Source organism: Mesorhizobium sp. CNPSo 4661 (genome assembly GCF_057784215.1).
The window spans coordinates 119,224-144,874 of the sequence record NZ_JBWGIO010000012.1 but is presented as its reverse complement, the minus strand read 5'-3'; the positions used below and the strand labels follow the sequence as shown (position 1 = coordinate 144,874).

Sequence of the window (25,651 nt, the reverse complement as noted above, 5' to 3'; positions counted from 1 at the left end):
CCATCGGCCCCAACTCGGGATTTAGCTTCAAACCTTCGCGGCGCCCGTCGCCGTGAGGTGGATGCGGGCGGCAAGCGCCCGCATCCAATGTCAGGTCTTAGCGAACCACGTAAGGCAGCAGGCCGAGGAAGCGGGCGCGCTTGATCGCCTTGGCGAGCTCGCGCTGCTTCTTCTGGCTGACGGCGGTGATGCGCGACGGCACGATCTTGCCGCGCTCGGAGATGTAGCGCTGCAAAAGACGCACGTCCTTGTAGTCGATCTTCGGAGCGTTGGCGCCGGAGAACGGGCAGGTCTTGCGGCGGCGATGGAACGGGCGCCGGGTCGGGATCTGATTGATGTCGACCATTATTCTGCACCCCCTTCAAAGCCTTCGCGCGGACGGCGCGGACCACGATCGCCACCGCCATCGCGGTCGCCACCGAAGCTGCGCGGCGGACGGTCACCGCGGTCGCGGTCGCCGAAGGAGCGCGGGCCACGATCGCCACGGTCGCGGTCGCCGAAGCCGCCGCGCTCGGAGCGCTCTTCGCGCTTCTGCATCATCGCCGAAGCACCTTCCTCATGCGCCTCGACCTTGATGGTCAGGAAGCGAAGGACGTCTTCCGACAGGCCCATCTGACGCTCCATTTCATTGAGCGCGGCCGGCGGGCAGGTGATGTCCATCAGCGTGTAGTAAGCCTTCCGGTTCTTCTTGACCCGGTAGGTGAGGGACTTCAGTCCCCAGTTCTCGATCCGGCCGACCGATCCGCCATTCGCCGCGATGACGCCCTTGTACTGTTCGACAAGCGCGTCAACCTGCTGCTGCGACAGGTCCTGCCGGGCAAGAAACACATGTTCGTAAAGAGCCATTATGTCTTTCTGCCTTTCTTCGTTTCTCTGACCGGCCCTCGCGGCTAAGCCTCTGCAACTTGTCTGACCCGGTCGCAAGGAGCGGGGAAGAAAGGAGCATCACGAGACGGTCGAGAGCGGAGACACGGGAGGCTGGAAGCGTATCTCGCTTCGTGTCGCGGCCTTCGAAAAGGCCACGGCCCTCCGTTCAGCCCCCAGCAAGGACCGGCAGATTGCGCGGGTCTATACAGCAAATCTCCAGGAAGGCAAGGCCGGCAAGCTGCCGGGCGGGACTGCAATGTGTCGCAGTTTCGGAAGAAACGCCAACGCCGGCCGAGGCATGTTTTTATCGATTTTCCAGTAATCGGGCTTTAACCACCCCATAAGGTTGTATCCGGTTGTAACCACCCGTTTATCATGAAAAGCGCATGAGAGGCACGCGAGCCGCAAGGCGGCAGGAAATCGAGCAATTCCAGGGGGTAGGGGATGCTTCTCAGGCAGTTTTGGCGCTCGAGGCGCGGCAATTTCTCGTTGATGCTGGCGGTGGGCGTGCCTGCCATGCTGGGCGCGGTGGCCTTTGCCACCGATGTCTCCACTCTGATGCGAGCAAAAAGCAACCTGCAGAACGCGCTGGACGCCGCGAACCTCGCCTCCTCGCATCTCGGCGATGCCGAGACGACGCGCGCCGGTGCTTTTGACAGCTATTTCCAGGCCAATGTGGCCAGCCACAGCGAACTCTCGAACGCCAAGGCCACGCTGACCGTCGACAGAGGCGTCAACTTCGTCAAGACCAAGGCCACCGCCTCGGCCGACGTCAATCTCAACTTCGCGTTCCTGTTCGGCGCCGAAAAGCACATCAGCGTCGACGCTTCGGCGGTCGAATCCAACAACCAGCTCGAAGTGGTGCTGGTGCTCGACAACACCGGTTCGATGGCCGGCGCGCGTATCACCGCGCTGCGAACCGCGTCCAAGTCGCTGCTCGATTATCTCGAGGCGGTCAAGTCGCCGACCCGGTCCGTGCGGGCCTCGCTGGTGCCCTTCGTCACCGCCGTCAACGTCAACGGCCCCGAATTCGATCCGTCCTGGATCGACATGGACGGCAAGTCGTCCAGCAACGGCGTCAACTTCCCGGTCATCGACGGCAAGCGCCCGAACCATATGGCGCTGTTCAAACAGCTCGGCCAGAAGGGCGGCTGGAACAACACGGGCTGGAAGGGTTGCGTCGAGGCGCGGCCCGGCGCCTTGAACATCGCCGACACGCCGCCGGACCCGTCGAAGCCCGATACGCTGTTCGTGCCGTATTTCGCGCCGGACGACCCGGACGTCGCCAGGAAGCCGTCGGCCTCTTACGGCAATTCTTCGACCGGCTACAACAATTCCTATCTCGACGACACGATAGACAACAGCAAGCTGAACCAGAACATACTGGGCATCGACCTTAGCGGTCTCGTGACCGGCCTCGTCAACGCGCTTCTCAGCGCGGATTTGAAGGTCATCGGAAAATATGTCGCCTCGACCACGAAGATAATCACCGAGGCCGGCAATACGATCACTATCGGCCCGAACCGCGCCTGCCCGACGCCGATCATTCCGCTGACCGACGACTTCGACAAGCTGCGCCTGGCGGCGAGCCAGATGAGCGAATGGAACGGCTCCGGCACCAACGTGTCCGAAGGCTTGAGCTGGGGCCAGCGGGTGCTGTCGCCGCAGCCGCCCTATACCGACGCCGCCCCCTATAAGACGGCGGGCGTCACCAAGGTGGTGATGCTTTTGACCGACGGCGAGAACGTCGTCTACGGCGCCTCCAACACGCCGCAGAAATCGGACTACACCTCCTATGGCTACCTCGCCAGCAGCCGTTTCGGTTCGAGCAACCAGACGACGGCGGCGCGCAACGTCGACGGCTGGACGAAGAATGTCTGCGCACAGCTGAAGAGCCAGGGCGTCCAGATCTACACCATGGTGCTGCAGGCCGATACGGCGGCCAACCGCTCGCTCTACAGCGCCTGCGCTTCCGACCCGAGCGACTATTACGCCGTCGAGGACCCGGCCAAGCTGCCCAACGTCTTCCAGAGCATCGCCAACAAGTTCTCCAGGCTGCAGCTCACCAACTGAAGGGAGTTGGCGCCGCGGCATGGGAACGGTCGCGCCACGACCGTTTTCGTTCTCGTCATCTGTGCGACGATCGGCGCTCGACGGGCGTTCGCTTGCCAGCTCCGATTACTCAACTCGTATGCGCGACGAGCTTGTCCACCGTCTCGGGGAAGAAGTCGGGCGCCGAGCGCCGCTTGCCGAACATCATGTCGTATTGGATGAGCCGGAAATCGTTGATCTTCGGATCGATCTGCTTCTGCCGCGCCCAGTCCGGTGTCGCTTCGCCCGCGGGCGTCAGGAGCAGGTTGCGGTCGACCACGCGGTAGTGTTCGCGCAGCGCGCCGAGGAAGCCGGTGTAATAGGGGTGGGTGATGCCCGCCGTGGTCAGGATATGGTAGGGCAGGAAGGCCGGGCTTACCGAGCCCAGGTTCTGCACCGGACCGGAACGGTTCGACCAGATGACCAAAGGCGTGTCGTGATGCTCGAGCGCGGCGTTCGCCGGCTCCTTGCGCGGCGCGACATTGTCCTTGAGGAAGCCGGTCTCGACATAGACGGGTCCGAGCGGCGGCAGATGGTCGCCGAAGAAGGCGATGACGGTCGGTCGCTGGCGGGCCTTCGCCCAGTCGATCAGCCGCTGCAGGCCGCGGTCGGCGTCGGCCGAGCCCTCGGCATAGGAAAGCAGCGATTCCCGCGCCCAGGAACTGATCGGCGCGTCGACCGAATGCGTCGGGTTATAGTAGCGATAGGGCTCGTAAGGACCGTGGTTCTGCAGGCTGACGGCGAACAGGAACACCGGATCGTCGCTGGCGTCGGCCTCGCGGATGATCTCGTCGGTCATCGCCGCGTCGGACGCCAGCGGCCCGCGCTTTTCCATCGGCGGCAGCGTCTCTTCCGAGCGGAAGTCGTTGAAGCCGAAATCGGCATAAACGGCGCCGCGGTTCCAGAACCAGTTGGTGCCGGGGTGGATGGCGCGCGCCCGGTAGCCCTCGCTCTTCAGGAAGGTCGCCAGCGACGGCGTCGGGGTGCGCACATATTGCTGGTAGGGGATAGAGCCGGCCGGCAGGAAGGCGTTGGAAAAGCCGGTCAGCGCCTCGAATTCGATATTGGCGGTCATGCCGCCGAACTCGGGGGAGAACATCGAGCCGGAGCGCAGCGCCCTGACCGTCGGGATCGGATCGGGCTTGATGGTGACGCCGGGCAGCTGCGTCGGATCCCAGAAGGATTCGCTCATCACCACGATGATGTCGGGCTTCTGGTCCGGCACCGAGGCGGCGACCCCGGGACGCGTGATCGCGTCCAACACCTTGTCGGTATAGCCGGGCGGGGCCGAGACATGCGCCATCGGCACATTCATCGCGAAGGCGAGCGCGAAGCCGTTGGAGGCGTAATTTTCCTTCTGGTCCCACATGATCGGGATGATCTGCAGCCTGTCGCGCGTCCACGAGAAGGTGGCGTAGTCCATGATCGAGACGAAGAAAGCGAGCAGCGGTACGGCAAGCGCCAGCCGCGCCAGGCGGCCCTTGCGGCTGAGGATCGGCACCCGCCGGCGCCAGCTCCGCCAGCCATAGACGAGCAGCGTCAGGCCGCCGACGATGCCGGCCGCCAGCATGACGGCCGTCCACGGCCGCTCGCGCACCAGAAGCGGCAGCAGCGCCACGATCTGGCGGGCAAACAGGAAATCCGTCGGATAGAGCGGATCGCCGAGATAATGCGATTTCTGGTGGCCGACAAAGGCCAGCGCCAGCGTCAGGGGCGCCACGATCATCAGGCTCTGGTGGCTGCGCCCGAGTACGGCGTCGAGCCCCACCAGCACCAGGGCGAAGACGATGATGGTGGTCCAGCCCGGCTTGAACGGCTGCAGGAAGAAATCGACCGTGCCGAAGAAATCGTCGCGTACGATCAATTCGATCGCGAACACCAGCAGGGCGGAGGCGAGAAGCGTCGCCAGACCGTAGCGCACGGTCGGCCAGGCTCGTCCCGGCAGATAGCCGGTGGACGGATCGTCTTCCAAAAACTGTGGCGCGGGCTTGGCCGCGCCTTTCCTGATCCTTGCCACTCTACTTCCCCCGGCCCACGTAACCCGCCTTCCACACGCGTCACGGTTGTGTCATCGAAATGTCACGCAAAGCTAGCGCCTGTGGCGGAAATAAGAAGAGCCAGCAAACTAAACGTGAGCGGTTTTCATCAGGTGTGATCCAACACCACCGGCTCTTGGTCAGAGCGCCGAGTCTCTGAGAAAGAGCGAATCCTAGGCCTTTTTTGCGGGCGGCTCCAACTTGATAAGATAGGCCTTGGCCGCAGGGTCCCCTTGATCAGCAGCCTTGCGAATCAAAATGAGAGCGTGGGCAGTATCCTGCTTCACGCCATAGCCACCGAGGTATGCCACTCCAAGGTTGTACTCAGCACCCGCATTCCCCTGGTCGGCAGCCTTCTGGAACCAAGAGACGGCCTGCACATAGTCTAAGGGAAGCCCTAGCCCCTTGTAGTACGAAACACCAAGGTCGTACTCAGCAGCCGCATTTCCTTGGTTCGCAGCCTTCTGGAACCAAGAAACGGCCTGGGCGTAGTCAATCGTAACGCCTAGTCCCTTCGCATACACTACGCCAAGATCGTGCTGCGCCAGGGCGTTTCCCTGCTCGGCCCCTTTGCGATACCATGCGATTGCTTCAGCATAATCCTGGGCGACCCCTTGACCTTTGAGGTAGGCCAATCCCAGAAAGTATTGGGCAACGGCCGTTCTTTGGTCGGCTGCCTCACGGAACCACGTGGCGGCTTCTCTATAGTCCTGCGGGACGCCCGTTCCATCTCTGTAAAGCAACCCGAGATTGGTTTGAGCGTCCGCCAATCCTTGGTCGGCTGCTTTTCGATACCAAATTACGGCCTCGGCATAGTCCTGCTTGACGCCTAGCCCACGGTCGTAAAGATAAGCGAGATTTTGCTCTGCCTGGGCGTCACCTTGGTCCGCTGCCTTACGGTACCAAGCGGCAGCTTGGAGGTAATCCTGTGTGACACCGTGCCCTTCGGCGTAAGCAGTTCCAAGATTGTCCTGCGCTTTGGGATCACCGGTGTTAGCCAGGACGCTCCACTCCAAGACAGCCGCTGCGTAGTCTCCTCTTTTATAGGCCCGTTCCCCTTGCCCCGCATGGGCGACGCCGGCCACCAGCATGCCGGAGACGAAACAAAGCAACTTCGACAACCTCTGCATGTTGGCCTCCGATTTAAGGGTTCAACCATTCTTTAATTCCCTGCACTCCGTCCCGAACCCTTTCGGAAAAGGGTCTCGCATTCAGCTTGGCTCTAAGGAATTTTCCCTGTGCACGGGCCATTCTTGTATTAAGCTTTGCCAAAAGATATGAATTCCAGACCATCAAAATAATGCCAGGAGCGAGAATCGCTTTATCAGGCAATAAGAATACCTTTGACAGCATCACAATTATGACAATCGTGAAAAATGCGTTATATACGCCGAAGACTGCGTCTTTCCACATGCGATTCCGTGGTAGGTATTGCTCAATCCAGGGCATAATTAACGGGTTCTCATCCCAGAATTGATCGATAGTAATGGGTCTGTGGGTCATGCCATCGGTCTTGGCAATTTCGGCCGCAGCCTCTGTAGGGTTATTTGGACTGACCTCTTCAGCCATTCCTTCCTCCATTCCTCGTGATTAGAAGGAATTTGCTGCGACGCTTTGAAGTCAATCCAAGATGGAGATCAACTTTGCGTTATGCGCCATGTCTGGAAACCGGGTAACCCAACAGCTTTGGAATCCGGGCAGCATGGAAGTGGGTAATCAGTGGACCTGTGTTGAGCTTTTTGATCGGAACACTTTCAGCCTAGGTGAATCCTTATGATTGGTGGAACCGTGGTGGCTAATTGATTCATGGAGTGTGATCGTCAAAAAGCCTTTCGGAACAGGGAGTCAGCACGGTTTTCCGGCTGAAATGCTCGCCGAAGAGGTGCTCGCGGGCTTGACTTGGCCCGTCCGCCTTGCTCCAGAGGCAGGAAAACCAGCCTCTGGAGTGACTTCAAATGGCCGTCGCATTCACCTTTCCGGGACAGGGCAGCCAGGCCGTCGGCATGGGTAAGGACCTGGCCGATCAATTCCCCGAAGCGCGCCGCGTCTTCGAGGAAGTGGACGCCGCGCTCAGCGAAAAACTGTCGAAACTCATCTGGGAAGGACCGGAAGAGACCTTGACGCTGACCGCCAATGCCCAGCCGGCACTGATGGCGGTGTCGCTGGCGGCGATGCGGGCGCTCGAAGCGCGCGGCTTCTCGCTGAAAGACAAGGTGGCCTATGTGGCCGGTCATTCGCTGGGCGAATATTCGGCGCTTGCCGCGGCCGGTTTCGTTTCGGTCGGCGACGCGGCACGGCTGCTTCGGACCCGCGGCAACGCCATGCAGGCGGCGGTGCCGGCCGGCGAGGGCGCCATGGCCGCAATCATCGGACTGGAACAGGCCGATGTCGAAGCGGCATGCGCGCAAGCGGCCAAAGGCTCCGTTTGCCAGGTCGCCAACGACAATGGCGGCGGCCAGCTGGTGATTTCCGGCGCCAAGGCGGCGGTCGAGCTGGCGGCGAAGCTGTGCACCGAAAAGGGCGCCAAGCGGGCGCTGATGCTGCAGGTTTCCGCTCCTTTCCACTCGGCGCTGATGGCGCCGGCCGCCGATATCATGCGGGACGCGCTGGCGGATGTCGCGAAATCCGCGCCGGTAGTGCCGGTCGTCTCGAACGTGACGGTGACGCCGACCAGCGACCCGGGCGAGATCGCCCGCCGCCTGGTCCAGCAGGTGACCGGCCGCGTGCGCTGGCGCGAGACGGTGGAATGGTTCGGCGCCAATGGCGTCGCGACGCTTTACGAGGTCGGTGCAGGCAAGGTGCTGTCCGGCCTGGCGCGCCGCATCAATCGCGACATCGCCACCGGCGCCATCGGCACGGCGGCGGAAGTCGAGGCGGCGCTGGCGGCGTTGGGATGACCATCAAAGCTTGAATTTTCAACCCCAATGCCATATATGAATACATGTATTCATCGGGGGTCCCTCATGCCGACATCCATCCGTCTGGCGCCTGAGATTGAAGAACGATTGGACTTTCTGGCCGCCAAGACCGGCCGCAGTAAAGCCTATTATCTACGTGAACTCATTGAACGTGGGCTCGAAGACCTGGAAGACTATTATCTCGCTGCCGAGGTGCTTGAGCGCATCAGGCGAGGTGAGGAGGATGTCGTAAAGAGCGAGGATTTCTGGCGTGGCCTGGACGCTTGAGTATGCTCGTTCGGCTCGCAAGTTTGTCGAAACACTAGATCCGCATACACGAAACCGTATCCGCGAATTCATCGAAAATCGACTTGCCTATCTCGACAATCCGCGTGAGCTAGGCAAACCACTTAAAGGCCCGTTGGCGACATTCTGGAGGTACCGAGTTGGGGACTACCGGATTGTCTGCGATGTGCAAGACACGCGGCTGGTGATTCTTGTCGTGACGATCGACCATCGCGGCGACGTCTACAGATAGCCCGGCAGCTGACCTGTCCGATTTGAAAGGAAGTAAAATGTTCGAACTGACCGGCCGCAAGGCGCTCGTCACCGGCGCATCGGGAGGCATCGGCGAGGCGATCGCCAGGGTGCTGCACAGCCAGGGCGCGATCGTCGGCCTGCACGGTACTCGTGTGGAGAAGCTGGAGGCCTTGGCGGGCGAGTTGGGCGACCGCGTAAAACTGTTTCCAGCGGATCTGACGAACCGCGACGCAGTCAAGGCGCTCGGCCAGAAGGCTGAAGCCGACCTCGAGGGCGTCGACATCCTGGTCAACAATGCCGGCATCACCAAAGACGGACTGTTCGTGCGCATGTCGGACGCCGACTGGGATTCCGTGATCGAGGTGAACCTCACCGCCGTGTTCCGGCTCACCCGCGAGCTGACCCATCCGATGATGCGCCGGCGTCATGGCCGCATCATCAACATCACCTCGGTGGTCGGCGTCACCGGCAATCCCGGCCAGACCAATTACTGCGCCTCAAAGGCCGGCATGATCGGCTTCTCCAAGTCGCTGGCGCAGGAGATCGCCACCCGCAACATTACCGTCAACTGCGTCGCCCCGGGCTTCATCGAATCGGCCATGACCGACAAGCTCAACGACAAGCAGAAAGAGACGATCATGGCGGCGATCCCGACAAGGCGCATGGGCACCAGCGCCGAGGTGGCGTCCGCTGTTGCTTATCTCGCCTCGAACGAGGCGGCCTATGTCACCGGCCAGACCATTCACGTCAACGGCGGCATGGCGATGATCTGACGGGGCGATGGGCTGACCGACCGAGGTCGGCCGCGCCTGTGAAAACAGCCATTTCGGCTTGGACGGCCGCTATTTTTCGTGTAATGCGGCCCGCAACCCGGCGGTTCGGGCAAAAACCGGTCCTGTGGCGTTGCGTTGCCCGCAAGACCATCTTTCAGCTTGATTAGCGGCATTCCGCCCGCTAACGAAGATAGACAACATAAGACGAGGATTGCCCCAAATGAGTGACACCGCAGAGCGCGTCAAGAAGATCGTCATCGAGCATCTCGGCGTCGATGCCGATAAGGTGACGGAGCAGGCGAGCTTCATCGACGATCTGGGCGCGGACAGCCTCGACACGGTCGAACTCGTCATGGCGTTCGAAGAAGAGTTCGGCGTCGAGATTCCGGACGATGCCGCGGAGACCATCCTGACCGTCGGCGATGCCGTGAAGTATATCGACAAGGCCTCGGCCTGAATTCTTTCGCAGGCATTATCGGGGAGGACCTGCGATGAGGCGTGTCGTCGTCACGGGCCTTGGTCTGCTTTCGCCGTTTGGCATGGGCGTCGAGCACAGCTGGCGGGAATTGCTCTCCGGCCGCAGCGCTTGCCGCCGCGTCACCGAATTCGAGGTGGACGATCTTGCCTGCAAGATCGCCCACATCATCCCGCGCGGCGACGGCTCCAACGGCACCTTCAATCCAGAGGCCGTGCTTGAGCCGAAGGAACTGCGCAAGATCGGCGAGTTCATCCTCTATGGCATCGCGGCCGCCGACGAGGCGCTGGCCGATTCCGGCTGGAAGCCGCAGACGCATGAGGAGCAGTGCGCCACGGGCGTGCTGATCGGCTCCGGCATCGGCGGCATCGACGGCATCGCCGAAAACGCGATGATCCTGAAGGAGCGCGGGCCGCGCCGCATCAGCCCCTTCTTCATCCCAGGACAGATCATCAACCTGGTCTCGGGTCAGGTTTCGATCCGCCACGGCCTGAAAGGCCCGAACCATGCGGTGGTCACCGCCTGCTCGACCGGCGCGCACGCCATTGGCGACGCGGCCCGGCTGATCATGTGGGGCGATGCCGATGTGATGCTGGCCGGCGGCGCCGAGGCGCCGATCACCCGGCTGTCGATTGCCGGCTTCGCCGCCTGCCGCGCGCTCTCCACCGACCGCAACGATACGCCGGAAACGGCTTCGCGTCCCTATGACCGTGACCGCGACGGTTTCGTCATGGGCGAGGGCGCCGGCGTCGTCGTCCTGGAAGAGCTCGAGCACGCCAAGGCGCGCGGCGCCAAGATCTATGCCGAGGTTACCGGCTATGGCCTGACGGGCGACGCCCATCACATCACCGCGCCGGCAGAAGACGGGGATGGCGCCTTCCGCTGCATGACGGCGGCGCTGAACCGGGCGAAGCTCTCGCCGGCCGACATCGACTACATCAACGCGCACGGCACCTCGACCATGGCCGACACGATCGAGCTCGGCGCGGTTGAGCGCCTTGTCGGCAATGCCGCCTCGAAGATTTCGATGTCGTCGACCAAGTCGTCGATCGGCCATCTGCTCGGCGCCGCGGGCGCCGCGGAAGCGATCTTCTCGATCCTCGCCATCCGCGACAACATCGCGCCGGCGACGATCAATCTCGACAATCCGGAACGCGAGTCGGCGATCGATCTCGTGCCGAAAAAGCCGCGCCAGCGCCAGATCGATGTCGCGCTGTCGAATTCCTTCGGCTTCGGCGGCACCAACGCCTCGCTCGTGTTCCAGCGTTACAACGGCTAAAAGATCCCAGGGAAGCGTGCATAGCCGTTTCCGACCGGGATTGCCCAGAGATAGACAACCAACCGGCAGTCCCGCCACCTGCCGTCATTTTTGCCAAATTCTCCCCTAGCTTTTGGCCGGGGGATTCGTTGCAGATCAGACGGTAGGGCGCGCCATGAGCACAAATCCTGGGAGCACAAATCCGGGCGGCGACGGGGAATTCGGACGCCAAGGCACAAAGGGGCCGATCGTGCCGAAGACCGCGGCCGAGGCGCTGCGCCCGGAAGCCGGCACGCCGCCGCCGTCGAAGCGCTCGCGCGCCTCGCGCAGCCAAGTCGTCGTGTTCCTGAATTTCTTCCTTTCCGTGGTCATCCTTGCCGTGCTCGCCTCGGGTGCCGCGCTCTATTTCGGCATGCAGGCTTTCGTCGAGCCCGGCCCGTCCGCCAATGGCGACACCTTCCTGATCAAGCCGAACACCGGCGTGCAGGAGATCGCCGACCAGCTGGAACGCCGCAATCTGATCGGCGATGCCCGCATCTTCCGGCTCGGCGTGCGCGCCACGGGCAATGAATCGGCGTTGAAGGCTGGCGAATACGCCATCAAGCCGCGCGCCTCGATGCGTGACATCATGGAGCTCTTCAAGAGCGGCAAGTCGGTGATGTACTCGCTCACCATTCCCGAAGGGCTGACGGTCGAGCAGGCGCTGCAGCGCGTCGCCGATCAGGAAGCGCTGACCGGCGATATGCCGCCGGCCCTGCCGCCGGAGGGCAGCATTGCCACCGACACGCTGCGCTTCACCCGCGGCGCCACAAGGCAGCAGATGGTCGACAAGCTTATCGCTGACCAGAAGAAGCTGGTCGAAGACGTCTGGTCGCACCGCGCGCCCGACCTGCCGATCGCCAACATCGACGACTTCGTCACGCTCGCCTCGATCGTCGAGAAGGAAACGGGCAGGAGCGACGAGCGCTCGCGCGTCGCCGCCGTCTTCCTCAACCGCCTGGCCAAAGGCATGCGGCTGCAGTCCGACCCGACCATCATCTATGGCCTGTTCGGCGGCAAGGGGAAGCCGGCGGACCGGCCGATCTACCAGTCGGATCTCGACAAGCAGACGCCCTACAACACCTACATGATCAAGGGCCTGCCGCCGACGCCGATCGCCAATCCGGGTCGCGCGGCGCTCGAAGCGGTCGCCAATCCGTCGAAGACCGACGACCTCTATTTCGTCGCCGACGGTAATGGCGGCCATGTCTTCGCGACCACGCTGGAAGAGCACAACCAGAACGTCGCCCGCTACCGGGCGCTGCAGAAGAAGCAGGCGGATGCAGCCGCCAAGGCTCCTGGCCAGACGACGGCGCCGGCCGCTCCCGATGGCGGCGCCGACAGCGGCGATGCCGGAGCCAATGGCGGCAGCGGCGAGAACGGCGACGCCGGCGGCGACGCCGCGCAATAAGCGCATCGCTTGAATCCAATCCGCCTTGAGCCTTCCGCTCGCGTCCTTTGACGCGAGCCGCTATTCATGTTTTGAGGGGATATCCGCCGCCGCGCCATCGGGCCGGCGATTTTTGGGGTGCGCGGCGCCGGGCAAGATAAGCCAGGGCCCGCGACAGGGGATGCACAATGAGCCTGCAAAGCATGACCGGTTTCGCACGGTCCGTCGCCGAAAGCGATGGCACCTCGATCGCCTGGGAGGTGAAGTCGGTCAACGGCAAGAGCGTCGAGGTCAGGCTGCGGCTGCCGCAGGGTTTCGACCGGCTTGAGACCGCCGTCCGCCAGACCGTTCAAAAACGCTTCGCGCGCGGCAATTTCCAGGCGACGTTGACGGTCGGCCGCGCCGCCGCAAGGCAAATCCAGCCAGTGGTCAACGAAGCGTTCCTCAAGGACCTGGCAGGGCTGGCCAAGCGTTTGCAGGAGCAGTTCGGCACCGAGCCCGCCACCGCCGACGGCCTGCTCTCCCTGCGCGGTGTGCTCGACATTCCCGAAGCCGTCGAGACGGAGGAGGAGCGCGCCGCCCTCGATGCCGCGATCCTGTCGACGCTCGAGGCAGCGCTCGCCGGCCTCGAACAGGCGCGCCTCGGTGAGGGCGCAGCACTTGGCGCGCTGCTTGCCGGCCACATCGATGCCATCGAGGCGCTGACGCTGAAGGCAGAAGCCGACCCCTCGCGCGAGCCCTCGGCGATCCGCGAGCGTATCGCCGAGCAGGTGCGTCTGTTGATGGACGCCTCGGCCAATCTCGATCCCGCCAGGCTACATCAGGAAGCGGCCTTCCTTGCCACCAAGGCCGACATACGCGAGGAGATCGACCGCCTGAAGACGCATGTGGCATCCAGTCGTGCGCTGCTCAAAAGCGGCGGCGCCGTCGGCCGCAAGCTCGATTTTCTGGCACAGGAATTTAACCGCGAATCGAATACGTTGTGCTCGAAGTCGAACGCTGCCGCGGTTACCGCGATCGGGCTGGAGCTCAAGGCGGTGGTCGACCAGTTTCGCGAACAGGTCCAGAATCTGGAGTGACGGGATGGTTGCCAAGGAGCCGACGGCCGCCAGGGATCTGGGGTCCCGCATCCGCCGCCGCGGATTGATGCTGGTGCTGTCGTCGCCGTCGGGCGCCGGCAAGTCGACGATCGCGCGCAATCTGCTGGAAAGCGATGGAAGCCTCGAGCTGTCGGTCTCCGTCACGACGAGGCCGCGCCGCGGCTCCGAGATCGAAGGCGTCCATTATCATTTCCGCACCATGCGCGAGTTCGAGCGGCTGCGCGATTCCGACGCGCTGCTCGAATGGGCGGAGGTTCACGGCAATTGCTATGCGACGCCGCGCGAGCCGGCGGAGATCGCGCTGGCCGAGGGCCGCGACATGCTGTTCGACATCGACTGGCAGGGCGCCCAGCAGCTCAAGGAGAAGATGCGCGCCGACATCGTCTCGATCTTCATCCTGCCGCCGTCGATGAAGGAGTTGAAAGCGCGCCTGAAGCGCCGCGCCGAGGACCAGGAATCCGTCATCGAGACCAGGCTGAAAAATGCTCGCCTCGAGATCGAGCATTGGAAGGAATACGACTTCGTCATCGTCAACGACGATCTCGACCGCGCCTTCGCCGAGGTCCGCGCCATCGTCACGGCGGAGCGTCTTCGGCGCGACAGGCGGCCGGGCCTGTTCGACTTCATTTCCGGCTTGCTGGACGAGAAGACGGTGTAGGCAGGCTAGGTTTGGCAGGATTTCACAGTCACGACGGCGCGCTGTCGCCGACGATTGGCCTTATGGCTTGACCCCATCCACCAAGATTAGATTCCGGCCAAGCGCGGCATCACGGACCTCAAGCGCGGCCGCATATTCGTCGGAGCGATACCAGCGTCGCGCGGTCTCGATGTCGGGGAATTCGACGACGATCAGCGGCCCGGGCTTCCAACTCCCCTCCAGCGCTTCCACTTCGCCGCCGCGGACGAGGTAGCGCCCACCATAGGCCCCGATAGAGGCCGCGGCGCGGGTTCGGTAGGTTTCGAACGCCACTCTGTCGCGGATCGTAACGTCGGAAATGACATAGGCTGGCATTGCTCGCTCCGGCTGGTTTCGCCTTGCCTATCTATGGCGCCGGCGCTCGCGATCAAACCGCGTTGGTCAGCCGCACGAATTCCTCGACGCTCAGCGTCTCCGCCCGTCGGGTCGGGTCGATGCCGGCCCGCGCCAGCAGCGCTTCGCCGCCAAGGCTCTTCACGCTTTGCCTGAGCATCTTGCGGCGCTGGCCGAAGGCGGCCTCGGTGACGCGGCCGAGTTTTTTCGCATCGACGGGCAGGGGGGATGCGCGTGGCACCAGATGCACCACGGAGGAGGTCACCTTCGGCGGCGGCGTGAACGCCTGCGGCGGCACGTCGAAAGCGATCCTCGCCTCGGTGCGCCAGCCGGCCAGGACGCCGAGCCGGCCATAGGCGTCGCTGTCCGGAGCCGCGGTGATGCGCTCCGCCACCTCACGCTGGAACATCAGCGTCATCGACTGGTAGAAGGGCGGCCAGTCCGCCACCGTCAGCCAGCGGATCAGAAGCTCCGTGCCGATATTGTAGGGCAGGTTGGCGACGATCTTGACCGGCCCGCCGTTCGCCGCCCCGGCGAGTACGGCAAAATCCGTCTTCAGAGCATCGCCGGGAATGACCTCGAGCCGGCCGGGATAATGACTGGAAACCTCGGCCAGCGCTTCGAGGCAGCGCTCGTCGCGCTCGATGGCGATCACGCGCCGCGCGCCGTTGAAAAGCAGCGCCCGCGTCAGTCCGCCTGGACCGGGGCCGACCTCGATCACCGTCGCTTCGCCGAGATCGCCGGCGGCGCGCGCGATCTTGCCTGTCAGGTTGAGGTCGAGCAGAAAATTCTGCCCGAGCGCCTTCTTGGCTTGCAGGCCGTGCCGCTCGATCACATCGCGCAGCGGCGGCAGTCCGTCGATTGTGGTGCGCCCGCTCAATGGATCCTCACGCGGCGGCGGCCTGCCGTCCGCTGTCGGCCAGCCGGCGCGCCAGCCTCAGAGCGGCGATCAGGCTGTCGGCGCGTGCGATGCCCTTGCCGGCGATGTCGAAGGCGGTGCCGTGGTCGGGCGAAGTGCGGATGAAGGGCAGGCCGAGCGTAACGTTGACCGCCTCGTCGAAGGCTAAAGTCTTGGCGGGGATCAGCGCCTGGTCGTGATACATGCAGAGCGCCGCGTCATAGGAAGCGCGTGCGCGCGGATGAAACATCGTATCGGCCGGCAGCGGTCCGATCGCGTCGATGCCTTCCGCCAGCAACATCCCGACGGCGGGAGCGACGATTGCGGCATCCTCCAGGCCCATCGCGCCGCCTTCACCGGCATGCGGGTTGAGCCCGGCTATCGCGAGCCTCGGCCGCGCTATGCCGAAGCGGCTTTCGAGATCGGCGGCGGTGATGCGCGCGGTGGCGACGATCAGCTCCGTCGTGAGCACCTTCGGCACTTGAGCCAAGGCGATGTGGATGGTCACCGGAACGGTGCGCAGGTCCGGTCCGGCCAGCAGCATCACTGGCGTCACATCCCTGCCGGTGTGGCGCGAGGCCAGATGCGCCAGATATTCGGTATGGCCGGGAAAGCCAAATCCGGCGTCATAGAGCGGCTTCTTGGCGATCGGGCAGGTGACTATCGCCGCGGCGCGGCCGGCGAAACAGTCGGCGACGGCGCGGTCGATGGCTTCGATCGTGCCGGCGGCATTGGCCGGGTCCGGCTCTCCCGGGCTGTCGACATGGCGCGCATCGAGCGGCACGACGGGCAGCGCGCGGGAAAAATGATGCGCTGCCTCTCCCGGCAGCGTCTCGGCAATCGTGATATTTGCGCCGACGAGGCGGGCGCGGGCTTCGATCAAAGCGGGGTCTGCAAGCAGGTAGAAAGGCGGCACGCCGGCGCTGTCGCCAGCCTGCCAGGCGGCGATGGCGATCTCGGGCCCGATGCCCGAGGGATCGCCGACGCTGAGCGCCAGCGGCGCATCGGTCCTCTGCGCGCTCATGCCAGCTCGCTCATCGGTTGGGCGAACTCGTTGCTGTGTCGAGGCACGCTTGTCGCTCTAGCGCTCGACGATCTTGGCCTTCTGACGCAGCTCGGCGACATATTTCTTGCTGAGCTCGTCGGCATCCTTGTCGTTGCTGCCCTCGGCCTGGAACACCATCTGCGCGGCCTTGTCGTCGGAGACCTCGCGCGAGGAGCAGACGCCGATGAATTCGACGCCGCGCTCGGTCTCGCGGGTCGGCGTCGCGCCGCCGGCCTTGGTCGCTTTGATCTGCTCGGCCCAGTCGGACGGCAATTGCGGCGCCAGAACGCGGCCGAGATCGCGCACGGTGACGTCGAGCAGGCCCTTGGCGAAGTCGCGCGTGGTGTTGCAGCCGCTGAAGCGGGCGCGCATGGCGTCGGCCTCGCGCTTGCGTTTGGCGAGCGTGGCGGCGCGCTCCGAGGCCGGCACCACGAAGATCACCTGCTGCAGCATGTATTCCGTCGCGGTCGGCTTGGCGCCGCCCTTGTCGAGCATGCGCCGCACGGCGTCCTGCTCGGTTACCGAGCCGCCTTCGCCGGAGCGGTAGCGCGCGCTGAGCGCCTGGTTCCAGGCCATCTGGGCGCGGATGAATTCCTTGAAGTGCTCCTTGGTGACGCCCGACTGCGTCATGATCGCGTCGAGTTTCGCCAGCGGCATTTTGTTGCCTGAAGCGAAGCGCTGGTAGGCGGCGTCGACTTGCTGGTCGCTGATGCGGATGCCGAGCCGCTTGGCTTCGGCCAGCCGCAGCGTCTGATCGATCATCTCCTCCTTGGCATCTCCCTTCTTGTGCTGCAGCTTGAAGAAGGCGGCACGATGGGCGATGTCACCGGAGGTGATCGGGATGCCGTTGACGACATACTTGATCTCCGCGGCGAAAGCAGGCTGCACGAGGGCCGTGACCGAAACCGAGGTCGCCGCCACCAGAAGCGCCAATCCCGCTGAAAACAGGTATTTCCTCATCTTACCTTCCCAATTTTCCCCACTACGACGGCGCCGCGCGTCCTCCAAACGCCTGCGCGATGCAGTCGACCCCATGCTCGTCCTATGCGGCGAAACGATGTCGCCGGCGCATGGCCTTGATAATCAGGTCCATTTTCGAAGAAACACGCTTCAAATCAAGACCAAACCCCATCGCACCCCCAGCCGACGCACGGCTCGGAGGCCGCGCGCCTGCCGCCTGGTCACTGGATGGTATCGACCGCGCTTGTTGACGAACCGAAATCGCCGAGCGTGCGGAACGACAGGTTGAAACCGATGTTCTGCGACACTTCCTTGGTGACGGTGTCACGCGTCTGCGAATACGTCATGATGTAGGTGAAGCAGGAATCGTTATAGGCGAAGCCGACACCGTCCTTGACCAGCACATTCGTCTCGATGTCGTAGGTGCCGGTGCCGAACAGCCGCCAGTTCTGCGCCAGATGCGTCGAGGCCCCGAGCGTGAGCTCGTGGCGGTCGGTGGTGAAACCATAGAGCGGCTGCGCTTCGATGAAGGCATATTTGGCGCTGAGCGATATCGGCAGGCCGGAATAAGCCGCCTTCACTTCGGCGCGCCTGACCTCGAAGGTCTGTTCATCGAAACGCCCGCTCAGTGAGCCGGAGAAACCGCTCGGGCTGTTGAACCCGACCAGGCCGACATAGTCCGAGGTCCGCTTGTCCAGGCCGGATTCGGCTCCGACATTGACGAGATCGGGCGCGGCAAAAGAGTTTACGCCCGCGAGCTGATACGACTGGCCGAAGATAGCGTTCGTGGCCCAGCCATTGTCATAGGCGCCTGAATAGCGGAAGCCGACATTGGCGCGCGTGCCGCCTTCTATGCGGTCATAGCCGGAGAATTTATCGCGCTCGAACAGCGTGGTGGCGTCGAAGACGAAGCTCTGCGCGTCCTCGTTGGGAATGGCCAGTCCGCCGACATATTGTTCGCTCGGGCGCACGAAGACCTGCGCGGTCGGCTCCAGGATGTGGCTGGAGCTGGTCATCGAGAACAGGAGCGGCCAGCGCGCCTCGAGGCCGAGGGTGGCCATGTAGCGGGCAAGCGACGAGCGCATGTCGACGTCCTGGCCGAGATTCGATCCCATCTGGTTGACGGCATCGAGCGAGGCCGAATTGGCGTTGACATAGCCGGCATCGCCGCGGAAGGCGAGCAACGGCGTCAGTTGCAGGCCGCCATCGGTGGTGAAGGTGCGCTTCCACTCGGCTTCCGCCGTCAGCCGGCTCGACTCGCCTTCGATGCCGCGCACATTGTTGATCGAAGTCGCATCGCTGGCATCGGCGAGCACGGCGTCCAACCGGTTGCGGCTGATCACGCGTGCGTTGACGTTGAACGACAACTGGCCGCCGGCCACCGACGTGTCGGGAATATAGGCGTAGTCGAGGGACGGCAGCACCCAGGGCTGCTTGGCAGCGCGCGCCGTCGGATCGCTGGAGAGCGTATCTTCCTGCACCTCGAAGCGCATGGCGCGGACATCGAAATAGTTGCGGTCGCTCAGGCCGGTCAGATAGATCGACGACTGGTGGACGAGGTCGTTGTAGCCCTCGATGTTGTAAGTGCGCGAGAATTCCTTGTCGGTCTGGAGCAGCACGTCCCAGCCGAAATTCCAGCGCTCGTTGATGGCGAACTGACCCTTGGTGCCCATCATGCCGCGGAACTTGTTCGGATCGTCGGCAGACCCCGAATTCACATTATGGCCGGCGGAATCGATAAACGCGTCGGGATCCTGCTGGTTGATGCCGGCGATCTTCAGCGTGTACTGGCCGTTGTTGAAGCGCTGGCGCCACTCGGCCTCACCGAGGAAGCCCTGCTTGGTATAGCCGCTGCCGGTGACGGTCAGGTCGTAGGTTGGAGACAGCGCGAAGTAATAGGGGACTTTGACGCCGACGCCGAGATGGCTGTTGTAGGTGACGCCGGGGATCAGGAAGCCGCTCTTGCGCTTCACCGTCGGGTCGGCAATCTCGAAGGCGGGCAGGTAGGCGAGCGGGAAGCCGAAGAACTCGAAATTCGAGTTCTCGAAGCGGACCGTCTTCTTCTCGCCGTTCCAGATGATCTTGCGCGCCTTGACGCGCCAGGTCGGCGCTTTGTCCGGCTTGTCCTCGCAAGGTTCGCAGGCCGTGTAGACGCCGTTGTGGAAGGTGGTGAGCACGCCGCCCATGCGCTCGGCGCTTTCGGCGGCGAAATAAGCCTTGTCGATCGTCTCGACGCGCAGCGCGTTGAGAAAGCCGTCGGCGAAGTCGTCGGTGATGTCGATATGGTCGGAATTGACCTTGGTGCCGTCGCTGTTGATCAGCTCGACGGCGCCGCTGGCGACGAGGCGCTTGGTGTCGCGGTTGTAGACCACACGCTGGGCGACCAGCTTGTTGCCGCCATAGTCGATCTGCACGCCGCCCACGGCCGTCACCGTATGCTTGTCGTTGTCATAGACGAGGGTATCGGCAGCCAGCAGCATCTGCGTGCCGGGCGGGACGGGCTTGGCGACAACCTGCTGCGCCTGCGCGGGTGCCATCGGCACCGCGCAAGCGAACAGACATGCCAAGGCGGTCGCCCCATAGAGGCGTGCCAAACCGGCCTGCCTATGGCTGCGCAAAACCGCCTCCCTCACTAGCCGTCTTCCTTGTATAGCAGAAACGTCACCCCAAAGAACATAGCCACGACAACCGGAACCCATGCAGCCACCACAGTAGGCACGAATCCGGCGACACCGAATGCCTTGACCAGTACCGAGACGACATAAAGCAGAAAGCCGGCCACGACGCCACCCAGAATCATCGTTGCCGATTGCCCCATTCGCGCAAATCGCATTGAAACCGTTGCAGCAATCAGCGTCATGGCCACGAGCAGGAACGGCAACGCCACCAGCGAATCAAATTGCATGGCGAAGGCGTTTGCCTTCAGTCCGAAGGAACGGGCGACCTCGATCTTGCGTGGCAATTCGTAGAACGGGATGGTTTCCGGGCGCGCCAGGCGTTCCTGCACGAATTCCGGTTTGAGATTGGTCGGCACCTTGTCGGTCGCAAGTGCCTGGATATTGCCGCCCTTGAAGACCTTGACGTCCTGCAATTCCCAGTAGCCGTCGCGCAGGAAAGCCTTGGCGGCATCCTTGCGCTCGGCGATATTGCCATGCTGATCGAGGACGAAAAACACCGCGTCCGCCATCTCCAGCCCCTGATTGAGGATGGCGCGGGCGCCGATGATGGTGTCGCCTGATTCGGTCTTTTGCCTGAGCCACGGCGTGACATTGGTGGTGACGGCATTCGACTTGCCGGCCCGCAGGTCGTTCTCCATCTGCTCGGACCAGGAAAAGCCATGCGCGGCGATCGGGTTGATGATGGCGACCGACAGCACGCCGAACATCAGCGCGCCGACGCAGCAGGGGAACAGGAATTGCCAGGCCGAGACGCCGGCCGAGCGGGCGATGACGAGCTCATAGCGGCGGTTGAGCGACACCAGCGTCGCCATCGCCGAGAACAGCCCGACGAACGGCACCGTCTGCAGCATGATCATCGGCATCCTGAGCGCCGAAATGGCGAAGGCTGTGCCGTAGGTGAAGCCGGGCAGGCCGGTCGTGCGGCCGGAAAGCTCGGTGAAATCGATCAGGAACACCAGCGCCAGCAGGCCCAGGAAGAACCAGAAGGTGATCGAGACGTAGCGGAAGAAGAAATAGCGGCCCAGCGTCCAGCCCATGGTCAGGCTCCCTGGCCGGAGGTGCGCCGGGCGAGCCAGAGCTTGAATGCCGTCCAATTGTCGCTGCTGCGCTTGGCAAGGCCCGTCAGCCAGTCGGCCCAACTGACAGGCAATTCCATGCTGCGCGACGAAACGATGAACCAGATCGAAACCGCGGAGGCGACGATTGGTATGCCGTAAAGCAGGTAGACATAGTACCCGACCTTGTCGGCCTTGCCCGCGGCGAAGAAGCCCAGCCATCGCACGAAAAGCGCGATCGCGATCGCCGTGATCAGCGGATTGACGCGCGCCTCCCGGTGCGAGCGCGCATCGCCCGCGACCGCAAGCGCGATCAGCGCGAACACAAGCGAATAGGACCATTCGGCGAAACGCTGGTTCAGTTCCGCCCGATAGCTCCCCGGTTCGCGTTGGAACATCTTGTCGTTGGGATCCGGGTTGAGCAGATACGCCGTCGTCCGGTCCTTGGGCAAAAGCGTGATGTCGTTCGCGGCCGACATGAAGGCCGACATGTCGAAGGCGTAGGAGGTGAAGCGGATGACGGACAGGTCGCCGGTCACCGACTTACGGTTGATGACGCCGTCATTCATCATCAGCACCTTCTCGTCGCCCTTTTCGACGATGCTGCCGCTCTTGGCGTAATAGGTCAGGCTTGCGCCTTCCTCGCGCGAATCGGCAACGAAGATGCCGCCGAGCCGGTTGCCGGGAAGCCGTTCGCCGACCTGCAGGTAAAGGCCCTCGTCGATCTTGCGGAACGTGCCTTCCTGGATGATCAGCGACACGAGGTCGGCGCGCGAAGCCGCCACCAGTTGGCGGTTCTTCTGCCTGGCATAGGGGTCTATGGCGTTGTCGACGATGAAGGAAAAGGCGCACGCAAGAGCCGCCAGCAGCAGGATCGGCCGCGCGATCGTCCAGCGCGAGGCGCCCGCGGCGCTGAGCACCGCCAGCTCCGAATCGGTGTTCATCGCGCTCAGTGTCTGCGCCACCGCCACCACCAGCGCGAACGGCACCACGATCGGGATGATCGAGGGGATGATGAGCGCGGCGACCTCGAAGAAGGTCAGCGCCGACTGGCCGTTGTCGGTGACGAGGTCGATCTTGGCCAGAACCTGCGTCGTCCACACGATTGCCAGCGTCCACACCAGCGATGCGAGGAACATCGTCAGCGCGCGGCGCATGATGTAGCGTTCAACGACCTTCATGAAGGCTTTTCTCGATTTTGCCGAACGGCATCATGCCCGCCGACAAGGTAGTCATCCGGCGGCGCCCGTACAACTGGCTCATAGGTGGCTCGCTCCGGTTCTTCGCCCCACGTCGCGTGCCCTGGCGCGGCGGAGTCTCCGCGCCAATGGATAAGAAATGCAAAACATCGATGGTTAACAGCACATTACGGCAGCAAGCTAAGGTCGTGCCGAGGCGAATCCTTTGTCTATGGTGGCGCTGATATAGACAGCGATTCCGGCCAAAGTCTTGCCAAATGGCTGAAAACGACCAAATGTCGCGCACGCTTGCCAAACCCCTCGCTCGCTCAATAACACCTTTTGCCGGCACCTTCCGGCCATCCCCGAAAGCAGGACCTGATGACGTCGAGACCTTCCGTTTCTTTCGCCAAGTTTGCCGCGCCGAAAAAAGGCAGTGTCTTCGTTTTCGTGGCCGATGGCGGGGGGCTCGGCGAAGCGGCGAAGGTCTGCGATCCGGCCGGCGCACTGGCACGCGCCTTTCCGGTCGCCGATTTTTCCGGCAAGTTCGCAAGCTCGGCCGAGGTGCTGGCGCCGGAAGGAACGTCCGTCGACCGGCTGGTGGCGATCGGTGCCGGCAAGGTCGCGAGCCTCGACGACAATGCCTGGCTGAAGCTCGGCGGCGCCGTTGCCGCCTCGCTGCGCAAGGCGACCGAGGTGGCCGTCATCCTCGATCTGCCGGAACTGCAGCCCGACGGCCGTCAGGCGGCAAGCCTCGCCGCCGGCATCCTGCTGCGCAGTTATTCCTTCGACAAGTACAAGACCAGGAAAGACAAGGAAGACGGGCAATCCGACACAAAGGCGGGCAAGCCAGCCAGGATAACCATCCATTGCGTCGACCCCGCGGCCGCGAAGAAGGCGTTTGCGGGCGAGGAGGCCGTGGTCGACGGCGTGCTGCTTGCGCGCGATCTCGTCAACGAGCCGGCCAATGCGCTTGGGCCTGTCGAATTCGCCGAACGCGTCAAGGCGCTGGGGCAACTCGGCGTCGAGGTCGAGATACTCACTGAAAAAGAGATGAAGAAGCTCGGCATGGGCTCGCTGCTCGGCGTCGCGCAAGGTTCGCCGCGCGGCGCCCGCGTGGCGGTGATGCGCTGGAACGGCGGCAAGGCCAAGGACGCACCGCTCGCCTTCATCGGCAAGGGCGTTACCTTCGACACCGGCGGCAATTCGATGAAGCCGGCTTCCGGCATGGAGGACATGAAGGGCGACATGGGCGGCGCGGCCGCCGTCACCGGCCTGATGCATGCGCTGGCCGCGCGCAAGGCCAAGGCCAATGTGGTCGGCATCATCGGCCTGGTCGAGAACGCCGTCGACGGCCATGCCCAGCGCCCCGGCGACATCGTCACGTCGATGTCGGGCCAGACGATCGAAGTCTTGAACACCGACGCGGAAGGCCGCCTCGTGCTCGCCGACGCGCTCTGGTACGCCAACGATCGTTTCAAGCCGAAATTCATGATCAACCTGGCGACGCTCACCGGCGCCATCATGGTGGCGCTCGGCCAGCATTATGCAGGCTTGTTCTCGAACAATGACGAGCTCGCCGGCAGGCTGTTCGGCGCCGGCCAGGCCAGCCAGGAGCGGCTGTGGCGCATGCCGCTCGGGCCCGAATACGACAAGCTGATCGATTCCAAGAACGCCGACATGAAGAACATCGGCGGCCGTTATGGTGGCGCCATCATCGCCGCGCAGTTCCTGCAACGCTTCGTCAAGGACACGCCCTGGGCGCATCTCGACATTGCCGGCACCGCGATGGGCGCGCCGTCGAGCGAGATCAACCAGTCCTGGGGCTCAGGTTTTGGCGTGCGCCTGCTCGATCGGCTGGTGCGCGACCATTACGAAGGGTAGGGCGTGGCCGACATCCTGTTCTACCACTTGACTGAATCGACGCTCGAGGAGGCGCTGCCGGGCCTGCTCGAGCGCAGCGTCGAGCGCGGCTGGCGCGCGGTGGTGCAGACGGGCACGGAAGAGCGCCGCGACGCGCTCGACCAGCATCTGTGGATCTTCCGCGACGATTCCTTCCTGGCGCATGCCACCGACCGCGAGGCCTATCCTGCCGAACAGCCGGTCCTGCTGACCACGGGCGAGGGCAACCAGAACGCCGCCCAGATCCGTTTCCTTGTCGACGGCGCCAGTCCGCCCGAGCTTTCCGGCTACGAACGCGCCGTCTTCCTGTTCGACGGCCATGACGCCGCGCAGCTAGAAGCCGCGCGTGGCCATTGGAAGACGATGAAGGAAGCCGGCCACGCCGTGACATACTGGCAGCAGACGCCCGACCGTCGCTGGGAGCGCAAGGCTTAATGCATGTCGCGCAAAAGTGACCTCGGTTTTGCGGCAACGACATGCATCAAACAAAAGACCTAAAGCGCGTCGCCTGAATCCGTTCCAGCGCGACGCGCTTTAGCTCGGAGGCGGTTCGCTATGCCTGCAGATGCTGCCACAATGCCTCGGCCGCCGGTCCGTGCGGTTTGTAGCGCCGCCGGACAGCGGCGACTGTCTCGGTGCGGCCGGGGATATGCCGGCCGGCGATCGAGAGCAGTCGTCCGTCGCGCAGCTCATCCTCGATCAGCCATCCCGGCAGATGACCCCAGGCGAGCCCGTGCAGGATCAGTTCTTTCTTCATCGCATGATCGGGCACGGAGCAGGAATGCGCCCCGTCGAGGACGAAGAAGTTTTCCGATGAGGGACGCCGCGCGGTGTCGCGGATCACGCATTGGGTAAAGGGCCGCATCGCTTCCGGCGTGACGTCATGCCCGATTTCGAGCGGCAGGAACCCGGGCGCCACCACCGGCATGAAGGCGACTTCACACAGATCGATCCGCTCGAGGTGCGGGTCGGACGGGTTGGCGCGATGGAAGACGAGATCGGCCTCGCCGTCCATCAATCGCTCGACCGGCCCGCTGATCGCTTCATAGTCGAGATGCAGGCGCGTGCGCGGCCGCCCGGCGAAGAAGCGGCTGAGCAGGCCGAGTATTGCGGGTCTCGGGCAGACGTCGCCGATGACGACGCGCAAAATGGTTTCCTCGCCGCTCGCGAGCTGGCCGGCATAGTCCTTCAGATGCTCGACTTCGCGCAGCGCCAGTTGCGCGCGGCGGTGGAACAGGCGGCCTTCTTCGGTGAGGTTCACCCGGTATCCGCCGCGGTCGAGCAGGGTCAGGCCAAGCTGCTCCTCCAGCCGCGCGGCCGCGGCGAAGATAGAGGGATGCGTCCGGTGCAGCGTCTGGGCCGCGGCCTGGAAGCTGCCGCCTGTCGCGACGGCATCGAAACATCTGAGATCGTGAAGCTTCAAACCGTCCATAGTCGAA

General features: G+C 63.5%; 25 protein-coding genes. 12 read left to right on the top strand and 13 right to left on the bottom strand.

Annotation, left to right across the window (positions count from 1 at the left end; all coding sequences use genetic code 11):
- Positions 1-97: 97 nt before the first annotated feature.
- Positions 98-346 (bottom strand): 30S ribosomal protein S18, encoded by a 249-nt coding sequence (rpsR, locus tag AC0YKC_RS19515; protein ID WP_006203718.1) that lies wholly within the window; start codon positions 344-346, stop codon positions 98-100.
- Entirely contained in the window at positions 346-846 is a 501-nt protein-coding gene (gene rpsF / locus AC0YKC_RS19510) for a 30S ribosomal protein S6 (RefSeq protein WP_320296358.1), read from the bottom strand. The genes rpsR and rpsF overlap by 1 nt, the downstream gene beginning before the upstream one ends.
- Before the next feature lie 465 nt (positions 847-1,311).
- Between rpsF and AC0YKC_RS19505 the strand changes: the two genes are divergently transcribed.
- On the top strand, positions 1,312-2,940 hold the full coding sequence (locus AC0YKC_RS19505) for a pilus assembly protein (protein WP_488512199.1): 1,629 nt from the start codon (positions 1,312-1,314) through the stop codon (positions 2,938-2,940).
- A 109-nt stretch (positions 2,941-3,049) separates the two neighbouring features.
- On the opposite strand, the gene AC0YKC_RS19500 is transcribed toward AC0YKC_RS19505, so the two are convergent.
- The 3 genes from AC0YKC_RS19500 to AC0YKC_RS19490 form a co-directional block, all read right to left on the bottom strand.
- Positions 3,050-4,975 carry an LTA synthase family protein gene (locus tag AC0YKC_RS19500; protein ID WP_488512198.1) on the bottom strand — a complete coding sequence of 642 codons (1,926 nt, stop codon included), beginning with the start codon at positions 4,973-4,975 and terminating at the stop codon, positions 3,050-3,052.
- A gap of 192 nt (positions 4,976-5,167) precedes the next feature.
- Positions 5,168-6,124 carry an SEL1-like repeat protein gene (locus AC0YKC_RS19495; protein ID WP_488512197.1) on the bottom strand — a complete coding sequence of 319 codons (957 nt, stop codon included), beginning with the start codon at positions 6,122-6,124 and terminating at the stop codon, positions 5,168-5,170.
- 13 nt (positions 6,125-6,137) lie between these two features.
- Positions 6,138-6,563, bottom strand: a complete 426-nt coding sequence (locus AC0YKC_RS19490; RefSeq protein ID WP_488512196.1) for a hypothetical protein — start codon at positions 6,561-6,563, stop codon at positions 6,138-6,140.
- Between the two features lie 386 nt (positions 6,564-6,949).
- Here AC0YKC_RS19490 and fabD point away from each other — a divergent pair, with 386 nt between their 5' ends.
- The 9 genes from fabD to gmk all read left to right on the top strand — a co-directional run bounded on the left by fabD (position 6,950) and on the right by gmk (position 14,124).
- Positions 6,950-7,891 carry an ACP S-malonyltransferase gene (fabD, locus tag AC0YKC_RS19485; protein ID WP_488512195.1) on the top strand — a complete coding sequence of 314 codons (942 nt, stop codon included), beginning with the start codon at positions 6,950-6,952 and terminating at the stop codon, positions 7,889-7,891.
- A 66-nt stretch (positions 7,892-7,957) separates the two neighbouring features.
- On the top strand, positions 7,958-8,179 hold the full coding sequence (gene relB / locus AC0YKC_RS19480; RefSeq protein ID WP_320296354.1) for a type II toxin-antitoxin system RelB family antitoxin: 222 nt from the start codon (positions 7,958-7,960) through the stop codon (positions 8,177-8,179).
- A complete protein-coding gene (locus AC0YKC_RS19475) occupies positions 8,163-8,429 on the top strand; it encodes a type II toxin-antitoxin system RelE family toxin (RefSeq protein ID WP_434721913.1) in 267 nt (88 codons plus the stop codon). Before relB ends, AC0YKC_RS19475 begins: the two co-directional genes overlap by 17 nt.
- Before the next feature lie 37 nt (positions 8,430-8,466).
- Positions 8,467-9,204 carry a 3-oxoacyl-[acyl-carrier-protein] reductase gene (gene fabG / locus AC0YKC_RS19470; protein WP_112101164.1) on the top strand — a complete coding sequence of 246 codons (738 nt, stop codon included), beginning with the start codon at positions 8,467-8,469 and terminating at the stop codon, positions 9,202-9,204.
- Between the two features lie 220 nt (positions 9,205-9,424).
- Positions 9,425-9,661: an acyl carrier protein gene (locus AC0YKC_RS19465; RefSeq protein WP_006203723.1), complete on the top strand. Its 237-nt coding sequence runs from the start codon at positions 9,425-9,427 to the stop codon at positions 9,659-9,661.
- A 34-nt stretch (positions 9,662-9,695) separates the two neighbouring features.
- The gene (fabF, locus tag AC0YKC_RS19460; protein WP_488512194.1) at positions 9,696-10,958 is read left to right on the top strand and encodes a beta-ketoacyl-ACP synthase II; all 1,263 of its coding nucleotides are present in this window, start codon (positions 9,696-9,698) and stop codon (positions 10,956-10,958) included.
- Between the two features lie 154 nt (positions 10,959-11,112).
- Positions 11,113-12,387 (top strand): endolytic transglycosylase MltG, encoded by a 1,275-nt coding sequence (mltG, locus tag AC0YKC_RS19455; RefSeq protein WP_320296351.1) that lies wholly within the window; start codon positions 11,113-11,115, stop codon positions 12,385-12,387.
- A gap of 167 nt (positions 12,388-12,554) precedes the next feature.
- Positions 12,555-13,445: a YicC/YloC family endoribonuclease gene (locus tag AC0YKC_RS19450; RefSeq protein ID WP_488512193.1), complete on the top strand. Its 891-nt coding sequence runs from the start codon at positions 12,555-12,557 to the stop codon at positions 13,443-13,445.
- Positions 13,446-13,449: 4 nt separating this feature from the next.
- A complete protein-coding gene (gene gmk / locus AC0YKC_RS19445) occupies positions 13,450-14,124 on the top strand; it encodes a guanylate kinase (RefSeq protein ID WP_434721914.1) in 675 nt (224 codons plus the stop codon).
- A gap of 60 nt (positions 14,125-14,184) precedes the next feature.
- Here the strand turns inward: gmk and AC0YKC_RS19440 are convergent, their stop codons facing one another.
- The 7 genes from AC0YKC_RS19440 to lptF all read right to left on the bottom strand — a co-directional run bounded on the left by AC0YKC_RS19440 (position 14,185) and on the right by lptF (position 22,313).
- Positions 14,185-14,478, bottom strand: a complete 294-nt coding sequence (locus AC0YKC_RS19440; RefSeq protein WP_488512192.1) for a DUF1330 domain-containing protein — start codon at positions 14,476-14,478, stop codon at positions 14,185-14,187.
- A gap of 52 nt (positions 14,479-14,530) precedes the next feature.
- Positions 14,531-15,376: a 16S rRNA (adenine(1518)-N(6)/adenine(1519)-N(6))-dimethyltransferase RsmA gene (gene rsmA / locus AC0YKC_RS19435; RefSeq protein ID WP_320296346.1), complete on the bottom strand. Its 846-nt coding sequence runs from the start codon at positions 15,374-15,376 to the stop codon at positions 14,531-14,533.
- Positions 15,377-15,383: 7 nt separating this feature from the next.
- Positions 15,384-16,418: a 4-hydroxythreonine-4-phosphate dehydrogenase PdxA gene (gene pdxA / locus AC0YKC_RS19430; RefSeq protein WP_488512191.1), complete on the bottom strand. Its 1,035-nt coding sequence runs from the start codon at positions 16,416-16,418 to the stop codon at positions 15,384-15,386.
- 57 nt (positions 16,419-16,475) lie between these two features.
- Entirely contained in the window at positions 16,476-17,399 is a 924-nt protein-coding gene (locus AC0YKC_RS19425; RefSeq protein ID WP_320296344.1) for a peptidylprolyl isomerase, read from the bottom strand.
- A gap of 221 nt (positions 17,400-17,620) precedes the next feature.
- On the bottom strand, positions 17,621-20,032 hold the full coding sequence (locus tag AC0YKC_RS19420) for an LPS-assembly protein LptD (RefSeq protein ID WP_488512190.1): 2,412 nt from the start codon (positions 20,030-20,032) through the stop codon (positions 17,621-17,623).
- A complete protein-coding gene (gene lptG, locus AC0YKC_RS19415; protein WP_320296342.1) occupies positions 20,032-21,114 on the bottom strand; it encodes an LPS export ABC transporter permease LptG in 1,083 nt (360 codons plus the stop codon). The genes AC0YKC_RS19420 and lptG overlap by 1 nt, the downstream gene beginning before the upstream one ends.
- A 2-nt stretch (positions 21,115-21,116) precedes the next feature.
- Positions 21,117-22,313 (bottom strand): LPS export ABC transporter permease LptF, encoded by a 1,197-nt coding sequence (lptF, locus tag AC0YKC_RS19410; RefSeq protein ID WP_488512189.1) that lies wholly within the window; start codon positions 22,311-22,313, stop codon positions 21,117-21,119.
- Between the two features lie 378 nt (positions 22,314-22,691).
- Here lptF and AC0YKC_RS19405 point away from each other — a divergent pair, with 378 nt between their 5' ends.
- On the top strand, positions 22,692-24,194 hold the full coding sequence (locus AC0YKC_RS19405) for a leucyl aminopeptidase (protein ID WP_488512188.1): 1,503 nt from the start codon (positions 22,692-22,694) through the stop codon (positions 24,192-24,194).
- Positions 24,195-24,197: 3 nt separating this feature from the next.
- Entirely contained in the window at positions 24,198-24,647 is a 450-nt protein-coding gene (locus AC0YKC_RS19400; protein ID WP_095816062.1) for a DNA polymerase III subunit chi, read from the top strand.
- A 118-nt stretch (positions 24,648-24,765) separates the two neighbouring features.
- Here AC0YKC_RS19400 and AC0YKC_RS19395 read toward each other — a convergent pair whose 3' ends face one another.
- Positions 24,766-25,644: a LysR family transcriptional regulator gene (locus AC0YKC_RS19395; protein ID WP_488512187.1), complete on the bottom strand. Its 879-nt coding sequence runs from the start codon at positions 25,642-25,644 to the stop codon at positions 24,766-24,768.
- Positions 25,645-25,651: the final 7 nt, after the last annotated feature.